Source organism: Serratia sp. (in: enterobacteria) (assembly GCF_046715635.1).
Classification (GTDB): Bacteria; Pseudomonadota; Gammaproteobacteria; order Enterobacterales; family Enterobacteriaceae; genus Chania.
This window is the reverse complement of the sequence record NZ_JBKJYW010000435.1, coordinates 1-9,164: the sequence shown is the minus strand read 5'-3', so window position 1 is coordinate 9,164 and position 9,164 is coordinate 1. Positions and strand designations below refer to the sequence as shown.

The 9,164-nt window shown below is 55.4% G+C and carries 10 protein-coding genes; 6 read left to right on the top strand and 4 right to left on the bottom strand.

The genetic code is table 11. The annotated features are described in order from the left end of the window. The 6 genes from ACLQ7H_RS22790 to ACLQ7H_RS22765 all read left to right on the top strand — a co-directional run. The coding region (locus ACLQ7H_RS22790; RefSeq protein ID WP_411754627.1) for an ABC transporter ATP-binding protein at positions 1-1,011 on the top strand (1,011 nt) is incomplete at its 5' end. A 1-nt stretch (position 1,012) separates the two neighbouring features. After that, a complete protein-coding gene (locus tag ACLQ7H_RS22785; RefSeq protein WP_021807702.1) occupies positions 1,013-1,957 on the top strand; it encodes an ABC transporter permease in 945 nt (314 codons plus the stop codon). Beyond that, the gene (locus tag ACLQ7H_RS22780) at positions 1,947-2,753 is read left to right on the top strand and encodes an ABC transporter permease (RefSeq protein WP_411754626.1); all 807 of its coding nucleotides are present in this window, start codon (positions 1,947-1,949) and stop codon (positions 2,751-2,753) included. The genes ACLQ7H_RS22785 and ACLQ7H_RS22780 overlap by 11 nt, the downstream gene beginning before the upstream one ends. Before the next feature lie 113 nt (positions 2,754-2,866). Then, positions 2,867-4,291 (top strand): aminobutyraldehyde dehydrogenase, encoded by a 1,425-nt coding sequence (gene patD, locus ACLQ7H_RS22775; protein ID WP_411754625.1) that lies wholly within the window; start codon positions 2,867-2,869, stop codon positions 4,289-4,291. Between the two features lie 95 nt (positions 4,292-4,386). Further along, a complete protein-coding gene (locus ACLQ7H_RS22770) occupies positions 4,387-6,297 on the top strand; it encodes an NAD(P)-binding protein (RefSeq protein WP_411754624.1) in 1,911 nt (636 codons plus the stop codon). Continuing rightward, positions 6,294-7,475, top strand: coding sequence for a c-type cytochrome (locus ACLQ7H_RS22765; RefSeq protein WP_411754623.1), 1,182 nt, complete (start codon positions 6,294-6,296; stop codon positions 7,473-7,475). The genes ACLQ7H_RS22770 and ACLQ7H_RS22765 overlap by 4 nt, the downstream gene beginning before the upstream one ends. Before the next feature lie 222 nt (positions 7,476-7,697). Here ACLQ7H_RS22765 and ACLQ7H_RS22760 read toward each other — a convergent pair whose 3' ends face one another. From ACLQ7H_RS22760 to ACLQ7H_RS22745, 4 genes are all read right to left on the bottom strand, one after another. Further along, positions 7,698-7,802: an RHS domain-containing protein gene (locus ACLQ7H_RS22760; RefSeq protein ID WP_411754622.1), complete on the bottom strand. Its 105-nt coding sequence runs from the start codon at positions 7,800-7,802 to the stop codon at positions 7,698-7,700. 142 nt (positions 7,803-7,944) lie between these two features. Then, positions 7,945-8,250 (bottom strand): hypothetical protein, encoded by a 306-nt coding sequence (locus ACLQ7H_RS22755; protein WP_411754621.1) that lies wholly within the window; start codon positions 8,248-8,250, stop codon positions 7,945-7,947. After that, on the bottom strand, positions 8,247-8,840 hold the full coding sequence (locus tag ACLQ7H_RS22750) for an RHS repeat-associated core domain-containing protein (RefSeq protein WP_411754620.1): 594 nt from the start codon (positions 8,838-8,840) through the stop codon (positions 8,247-8,249). The genes ACLQ7H_RS22755 and ACLQ7H_RS22750 overlap by 4 nt, the downstream gene beginning before the upstream one ends. A 74-nt stretch (positions 8,841-8,914) precedes the next feature. Continuing rightward, the coding region (locus ACLQ7H_RS22745; protein WP_411754619.1) for a pentapeptide repeat-containing protein at positions 8,915-9,164 on the bottom strand (250 nt) is incomplete at its 5' end.

Below are 9,164 nucleotides of genomic sequence, written 5' to 3'. Positions count from 1 at the left end.
TTTATCGATGTCTCGCGCATTTTCGGCGATGTTCGCGCCGTAGATCGGGTTTCTGTTGAAATACAGGACGGCGAGTTTTTCTCCATGCTTGGGCCTTCTGGCTCGGGTAAAACCACCTGCCTGCGGTTGATCGCCGGTTTTGAGCAACTGAGCTCCGGCTCGATCCGCATTCATGGGCAAGAGGCGAGCAATCTGCCGCCTTATCAGCGCGATGTGAATACCGTGTTCCAGGACTATGCGCTGTTCCCGCACATGTCGGTGCTGGAGAACGTGGCCTACGGTCTGATGGTGAAAGGCGTTGCCAAGCGTGAGCGACTAGCCCGGGCGAATCAGGCGTTGGAAAGCGTGGCGTTAGGGTTTGCTGCCGAGCGTAAACCGGCGCACCTATCCGGTGGTCAACGCCAGCGCGTGGCTCTGGCTCGTGCATTGGTCAATCGTCCACGCGTCCTACTGCTGGACGAGCCGCTCGGGGCATTGGATCTGAAATTGCGTGAGCAGATGCAAGGGGAGTTGAAGAAGCTGCAACGCCAACTGGGCATCACCTTTATCTTCGTCACGCACGATCAAAGCGAAGCCCTGTCGATGTCCGATCGGGTGGCGGTGTTTAACAATGGCCGTATTGAGCAGGTAGACGCGCCACGCGAGCTGTATATGCGGCCAAGAACGCCGTTTGTTGCTGAGTTTGTCGGCACGTCTAACGTGGTACGCAGCGAACTGGCTGAGCGGTTACTGGGGCAATCGGCCACCTTCTCGATCCGCCCGGAGCATATCCGCCTGTTGGATCAAAGCGGAGCAGCACAGGGGGAAGTTCAGGTTCAGGGCACCTTGCAGGATATCCATTACCAAGGGGCGGCGACACGCTATGAAATCGCCCTGAGCAGCGGTGAGAAACTGCTGGTCAGCCAGGCTAACCCGCAGTGGCAGGCCGTGGCACAGCAGCGCTTGATCGGTCAGCCGGTCACCGCCTGTTGGGCCAGAGAGGCAATGGTACCGCTGCTGGAGGAGAGGTGAGATGGACATGAGCATCGAGCAGCCGGCAGCGCCCGGCGGTAAAATTCGCGCGATTTCCACCTATCTGTACCGCAAGCCAACGCTGTATCTGCTGCTGTTGCTGGTGCCGCCGCTGCTGTGGTTTGGGGCGGTGTATCTTGGCTCGCTGCTGACCCTGCTGTGGCAGGGCTTTTACACCTTCGACGATTTCACCATGACGGTGACGCCGGATCTGACCTTTGCCAACCTGAGCGCGCTGTTCAACCCGGCCAACTACGACATCATTGTGCGTACGCTGACCATGGCGGTGGTGGTTTCACTGGCCAGTGCGGTGTTGGCATTCCCGATCGCTTACTACATGGCCCGTTACACCAGCGGTAAGGTGAAGGCGTTCTTTTATATCGCCGTGATGATGCCGATGTGGGCCAGCTATATCGTTAAAGCCTATGCCTGGACGCTGCTGCTGGCGAAAGACGGCGTGGCGCAGTGGTTCCTGCAACATATGGGGCTGGAACCGGTATTGGCGAGCATCCTGAGCATTCCCGGCGTAGGGGGCAATACGCTATCCACTTCCGGCCTTGGGCGCTTCCTGGTGTTTGTCTATATTTGGCTGCCGTTCATGATCTTACCGATCCAGGCGGCGTTAGAACGCTTGCCGCCTTCGTTGCTGCACGCTTCTGCGGATCTGGGTGCGCGCCCATCGCAGACGTTCCGCTATGTGATCCTGCCGCTGGCGGTACCGGGTATCGCAGCCGGTTCCATTTTCACCTTTTCACTGACGCTGGGCGATTTTATCGTGCCGCAGCTGGTGGGGCCGCCGGGCTACTTTATCGGCAGCATGGTGTACGCCCAACAGGGGGCGATCGGCAATATGCCGATGGCGGCCGCCTTTACGCTGGTGCCGATCGTCCTGATCGCCATTTATCTCTCGATTGTGAAACGCCTGGGGGCCTTCGATGCACTCTGAACGCGCGCAGTTAGGGCTGAAACTGGCCGCCTGGGGTGGCCTGATCTTCCTGCACTTCCCGATAGTGATTATCGCCATGTATGCCTTCAACACCGAAGACGCGGCATTCAGCTTCCCACCGCGGGGCTTTACCCTGCATTGGTTCAGCGTGGCGGCGGGCCGGCAGGACATTATTGATGCGGTACTGCTTTCGGTGCAGATCGCCTGCCTGGCCACGGCGATTGCACTGGTGCTCGGCACGTTGGCCGCAGCGGCGCTGTATCGCCGGGACTTCTTCGGCAAGGACAGCATTTCGTTGCTGCTGCTGTTACCTATTGCCTTGCCGGGGATCGTCACCGGCCTGGCGCTGCTGGCGGCTTTTAAGGCGCTGAATATCGAACCGGGGATCATGACGATCGTCATCGGCCATGCCACCTTCTGCGTGGTGATCGTGTTCAACAACGTGATCGCCCGCTTTCGCCGTACCTCACACAGCCTGATCGAAGCCTCGATGGATTTGGGGGCCGATGGCTGGCAGACCTTCCGTTACGTGATCTTGCCTAACCTTGGCTCGGCACTGTTGGCGGGGGGCATGCTGGCGTTTGCCCTGTCATTTGACGAAATCATCGTGACCACCTTCACCGCCGGGCACGAACGTACGCTGCCGCTGTGGTTGCTGAACCAGTTGGGCCGCCCACGTGATGTGCCGATCACCAACGTGGTCGCGCTGTCGGTGATGGTATTGACGATGTTCCCGATCCTGGGCGCGTACTACCTGACCAAAGGCGGAGAGAGCGTCGCAGGCAGCGGTAAATAGCATCCCCTTCGTCTTCCATTGGGGATGGGAACTGTATTTCCAAGAATGAATAACGAGGTGTTTGCCATAAAGGCAGACACCGAATTACGCCAATATTTTCAAAGGATAACCCTATGCAAAGCCAACTGCTGATAAATGGTCAACTGGTTACCGGCCAAGGCGAAAAATTGCCGGTCTACAACCCGGCGACGGGAGAAGTGATTGTGCAGGTGGCCGAGGCCAGCGCACAGCAGGTTGAAGAGGCCGTGCAGGCCGCCGATGCAGCGTTTGAACAGTGGGGGCAAACCACCCCGAAAGAGCGCGCCGAACATTTACTGGCGCTGGCAGACGTGATTGACCAGCATGCGGAAACCTTCGCCAAGCTGGAGTCCCTCAACTGCGGCAAGCCTTATCACTGTGCACTGAATGACGAACTGCCTGCGGTGGCCGATGTCTTCCGCTTCTTTGCCGGTGCCAGCCGTTGCCTGAGTGGCATGGCGGCCGGTGAATATCTGGCGGGGCACACTTCGATGATCCGTCGCGATCCGTTGGGTGTGGTGGCTTCGATTGCTCCCTGGAACTACCCGCTGATGATGGCCGCCTGGAAGTTGGCCCCAGCGTTGGCGGCAGGGAACTGCGTGGTGATTAAACCTTCTGAACAGACGCCACTTACCACCTTCAAACTGGCCGAACTGGCTGCTGGCGTGTTCCCGCCGGGCGTACTCAACGTGCTGTTTGGCCGTGGTGCCAGCGTGGGCGATGTGCTGACCGGCCACGACAAGGTGCGCATGGTGTCTCTTACCGGTTCTATTGCTACCGGCGAACATATCATTGCCCATACTGCACCTGGGATTAAACGCACCCATATGGAGCTGGGGGGCAAAGCGCCGGTTATCGTCTTCGATGATGCCGATATCCAGCAGGTCGTTGACGGCATCCGCACCTTTGGTTTTTACAATGCCGGGCAGGATTGCACCGCTGCCTGCCGGATCTATGCGCAAAAAGGTATTTACCCGCAACTGGTGAAAGCGCTGGGTGAAGCGGTGGCCAGCTTGAAGATCGGGCCACCGGAAGACAGCAGCACCGAACTGGGGCCGTTGATCACTTCCCAGCATCTGGAGCGAGTGATTGGTTTTGTTGATCGGGCCAAAGCACTGCCTCATATCCAAGTGGTCACCGGGGGCGAAAAAGTCGCTGGCCCTGGCTTCTATTTCCAACCAACGCTGTTGGCAGGCGCGCGCCAGGAAGATGAGATCGTCCAGCGTGAAGTGTTTGGCCCGGTAGTGACAGTGACGGAGTTCGACGACGAAGCGCAGGTGCTGGCTTGGGCCAACGCCTCCAATTACGGTCTGGCTTCCTCTTTGTGGACGCGTGACGTGGGCCGTGCCCATCGCCTGAGTGCGCGTTTACAGTATGGCTGCACTTGGGTGAATACCCACTTTATGCTGGTGAGCGAAATGCCGCACGGCGGGCAGAAGCTGTCGGGCTATGGTAAAGACATGTCGATGTACGGGCTGGAGGATTACACCACCATTCGCCACGTGATGTTCAAACACTAATCTGCTTGATCTGATAGGATTTATACGCACAATAACGCGGCTCTCAGGCTGGCTTCGGCTGGCCTGATAATAATAAAGAATAAAAGGACGCTTTTATGGCTATCACCCGTCGCGATTTTCTTAATGGGGTGGCGATCACCATCGCCGCCGGGCTAACGCCGATGCAGATCCTGCGCGCATCGCCGCAAGCCGCCCATCAAACTCTGTATTACCCACCCGCGTTAACCGGCCTGCGTGGCAACCATCCTGGCTCATTCGAACATGCCCACCAACTGGGGCGTGATGGCAAAACCTTTGATTTTGGCAGCCTGCCGATCGAGGAGGAATTCGATCTGGTGGTCGTCGGCGCTGGCATCAGCGGCCTGGCGGCGGCCTGTTTCTGGCAGCAAATGAAGGGCAAACAACAGCGTATCTTGCTGATTGATAACCATGATGACTTTGGTGGCCACGCCAAGCGTAACGAATTCAGCAGCGAGAACGGCACCCTCCTCGGCTACGGGGGCAGCGAATCGTTACAATCGCCGCGTTCCAACTTCAGCCCGGTCGCCATGGGGCTACTGAAAAACCTGGGCGTTAGCCTGGACGGTATGGAACAGGCCTTCGACACCACCTTCTACCCAGACCTGAATCTCAGCCGTGGCGTCTACTTCGATCGTCAGAACTTTGGCGTTGATAAGGTGGTGAGTGGCGATCCGGGCCGAGTGGTGGCGGATGATATTCCGCGTGACCGCCTCAATGGGCGCTCTTATGCAGATTTTATCAACGACTTCCCGTTGCCGCAGGCCGATCGCCAGGCCTTGATTGCGCTGCACACCGTCGAAAAAGATTACCTGCCGGGCCTGAGCCTGGAAGAGAAGGTGGTCTGGTTGGACAAGCACAGTTATAGCCAGTTCCTGCGCGAAAAAGTGGGGTTGAGTGAAATGGCAATCCGCTATTTCCAGCAAACCACCAACGATTTTCAGGCCGTCGGCATTGATGCGACCTCATGCAGCGATGCCCGTATCTGTGATCTGCCGGGCCTGAACGGCATGAACCTGCCGCCGTTGGATGAGGAATCGCAGGCCGATCTCGACGATCCCTATGTGTTCCACTTCCCGGATGGTAATGCCACGCTGGCTCGCCTGATGGTGCGCCATTTGATCCCGGCGGTGGCTCCGGGTGGCAAAGATATGAACGACGTCATCCTGGCAAAGTTTGATTACAGCCAGCTGGATCGTCCCGAGTCGCCGGTGAAACTACGCTTGAACAGCACCGGGCTACATGTGGCCAACGTAGGCGATAAGGCCGAGGTGGCCTATATCAACGGCGAGAAGATGGTCAAAGTGCGTGCCGGGCAGGTTGTCATGGCCGGTTACAACATGATGATCCCTTATCTGATCCCGGAAATGCCCCACGAGCAGCAAGAGGCGCTGAAGCAGAACGTTAAATCGCCGTTGGTGTACAGCAAGGTGGTGATCCGCAACTGGCAGCCGTTTATCAAACTGGGGGTGCACGAAGTCTATGCCCCGACCGCGCCTTATAGCCGGGTGAAACTGGACTACCCGGTAAGCATGGGGGGATATCAGCATCCACGCGATCCAAACCAGCCTATCGGGCTGCATATGGTGTATGTGCCGACATTGCCCGGCAGCGGCCTTAGCCCGCGTGAACAGTCGCGCAAGGGGCGTGCATTGCTACTGGGCACTCCGTTTGAGGTACACGAGCAGATGATCCGAGAGCAGTTGCAGGGCATGTTAGGTGCTGCCGGATTTGATCATCAGCGGGATATTCAGGCGATCACCGTCAACCGTTGGTCGCACGGTTACTCCTATTTCCTCAACGGCATGTTCGATGATGAAGATGAGTCCCAAAAGATTATCGAAACCGCACGGCAGCCGATCGGCAAGATCGTTATAGCCAATTCCGATTCCGACTGGAGCCCGTATGCCAACTCGGCGATCGATCAGGCTTGGCGAGCAGTCAATGAACTAGCCTACGGCAAGGTTGCTGCCAAGGAGGGGGTATGACAATACGTCCGTTGTATCTGATGCTGTTACTGGCTGGTGGCTCGGCTCACGCCATGTCCGCTGGTGAATACGTGGCTAAGGCGGGGGACTGCACGGCTTGCCATACGGCCCCGGGTGGTAAGGAACTGGCGGGCGGGATGAAGTTCCCAACGCCGGTAGGGGATATCTATGCCACCAATATCACGCCGGATAAACAGCAGGGGATTGGCAGCTACAGTTTTGAAGAGTTTGACCGTGCCATGCGGCAGGGCGTGGCCAAAGATGGGCATCGTCTGTATCCCGCCATGCCTTATACCTCCTACGCCAAAATGAGCGAGCAGGATATGCGCGCTCTGTATGACTACTTGATGCACGAAGTCCCGGAACAAGACACTGCCAACCGGGAAAGCGATATCAGCTGGCCGTTGTCCATGCGTTGGCCGTTAGCGGTATGGAATACGCTGTTCCATGAAGACCAAACCTATCAGCCAGAGAAAGGGCAGAGCATCCAGTGGAACCGCGGTGCCTATCTGGTGCAGGGGCTGGGACACTGTGGCAGTTGCCATACTCCGCGCGGCTGGGCGATGCAGGAACAAGGGCTGGATAACCAATCCCCAGAGTTCCTGAGCGGAGCCGAGTTGGATGGTTGGTATGCACCGAGCCTGCGTGGGTTGAAGCCGGATGATGTGGTTGCGTTGCTGAAAAGCGGCCGTAGCCAACATGCGGCAGTGGCCGGGCCGATGAGCGACGTGGTAGCGCACAGTACGCAATACCTCAGCGATAACGATTTAAAGGCTATCGCGCAGTATGTGCACAGCCTGGAGGCAGAGGCACCGAAACCGGTAGCAACCACGGCGGCATCAAGCGCGAGTATGGCTTCTGGCGGGCAGATCTATGCGATGTACTGTTCAACTTGCCATGGCAATAAGGGTGAGGGGAGCGACAACGTAATACCTGCTCTGGCGGGCAATCTCTCGGTGACGGCGGATAATCCGCTGACCGCCTTGCGCGTGGTGCTGGAAGGCGCGCATACGCCGGTCACCCAACATGCACCGTCGCTCGTCATGCCAGGTTATGGCTGGGTGCTTGACGATCAGAAGGCTGCCGATCTGATGAGCTATCTGCGTGGCAGTTGGGGGAATCAGGCTGCGTCGGTGACGGCGGAGCAGGTACGGGATGCATGGAAGCGGACTAAATAACAGGGCGTTGCGGTGTGTTATGCTGTGCCTGTTTTATTGGGGGCGAACATGTTCGCCCCATACAACCTCAGCCACTTCACCAACTCGCTTCGTAGGGGCGCTGCATGCTGCGCCCGCTTAGCTACATGTTGCGCTCGTTCCCTGATGCTTTACAGAACCTCATGCGGGCCGAAGCATTCTTAGTGGATGCGTTCGGCTTCCACAGCCATCGCCAGCAGGTGCTTACCCACGTGCTGTTACCAGATTGTCGTTGACCAGTTCCTGCGGGGTGCCCAGGTGGTCATTCAGGTAGTAGTAAATCTCCGACTGGCGTCCTTTACCTAACAACTGTGCCAGCGGTACAAAGCTACCGGGGTTATACCAGTAGCTTTTATAGGTTGCAAAATGTGCCGGTTTTGTGTCGTCCGCCGTAAAGATATTTCCATCGCCGGCGCACTTTGTTTATCTGTAACTCATAACCAAAATTTGCTTAGTCAGTTGGTATTTCAGATACTGCTAGAGAGATTTCCCTCTCTAAATCTTTTACGTTAGTTGCGACCCCTGAGTAGATAGGTTTTTGCCAATCATAATCTTTTATAAGTACAATTTTAAATTTACCATTTATATTAAATGAAGGAGTCCATCCAACATCAAGAAGGTACGTATTTGGAAATTCAACTTGAAGCATATCCTCTTTAAGATCATCTAGTTGTTCAATCAATAATTTATTTTCATCCAAGAATAAATTATCAAAAGTAACAACTCCATTTTTACATGAAAAGTCAATTGATATCATATTTTAGTTAACCTTAAAAATTCGCTGCGTGATATAGGGTGCCCGTGTATAGTCCCTGCGCTTTCTTCAACTCTCATCCATTGGCTCAGTTTTCCTTCGCTCGCGCCAATTACCTCACCTAGATCTTTTACTTTCCATGGTTTCCCATTGGTTACTGGCTGGCCAGTGCTATAGACTGAACGTTCCAGTGCCTCTATGTCAGTGCCTGGTTTATATTTTGCGGGGCCTAATTTAGTCGATTTTATAATATCTTTCCATGAGGAGCTCTTCGGTGAAGAATGCTTATAACCATGAGGTGACCATTGAACATCTTTATTATCTGTGCTGGGTGCTGTAGGTTCCCCCGTCTTCACGCCAGCTTGTATATCTGCGTTTGGAGGGCATCCTCCCGGCACGCTAGCCAACCCCAGTGGATCCACCCACCCAGTAGGGTTAGGCACATACTGAGTCTGGTTTAGCCCACCGGCCAGCCCAATCGGGTCAGGCGTGATAAACCTTGCGGTCTCCGGCGAGTAATAACGATGCCGGTTATAGTGCAACCCGCTTTCTGCATCGAAGTACTGCCCCTGAAAACGCAATGTCTGTGACACCGACTCAACGAACGCTACCGCCAGATTACCGGAAGTGCGATAGGGCGGATTCCCGGTAGTCTGGCTTTAAATTTTTATTTAATCAATAATGCACCTTTACTTTCAGGATCGAAGTTATCAGGCCATATTGTAAGCCTATTATAAGTAGCTTGATTAAAGCTAGCTGTTTCAATTCTTGATGATGATAAGTTAGCCCCACTCAACTTTGCGTTGTTAAAGTTAACACAAAATAAGTCAGCCTCAGATAAATTCGCGTTAATCATATTTGAACCAAGGAAAAAAGCCCCCATCAGTTTTGCATTTGATAAATTGCAATTAATGAGT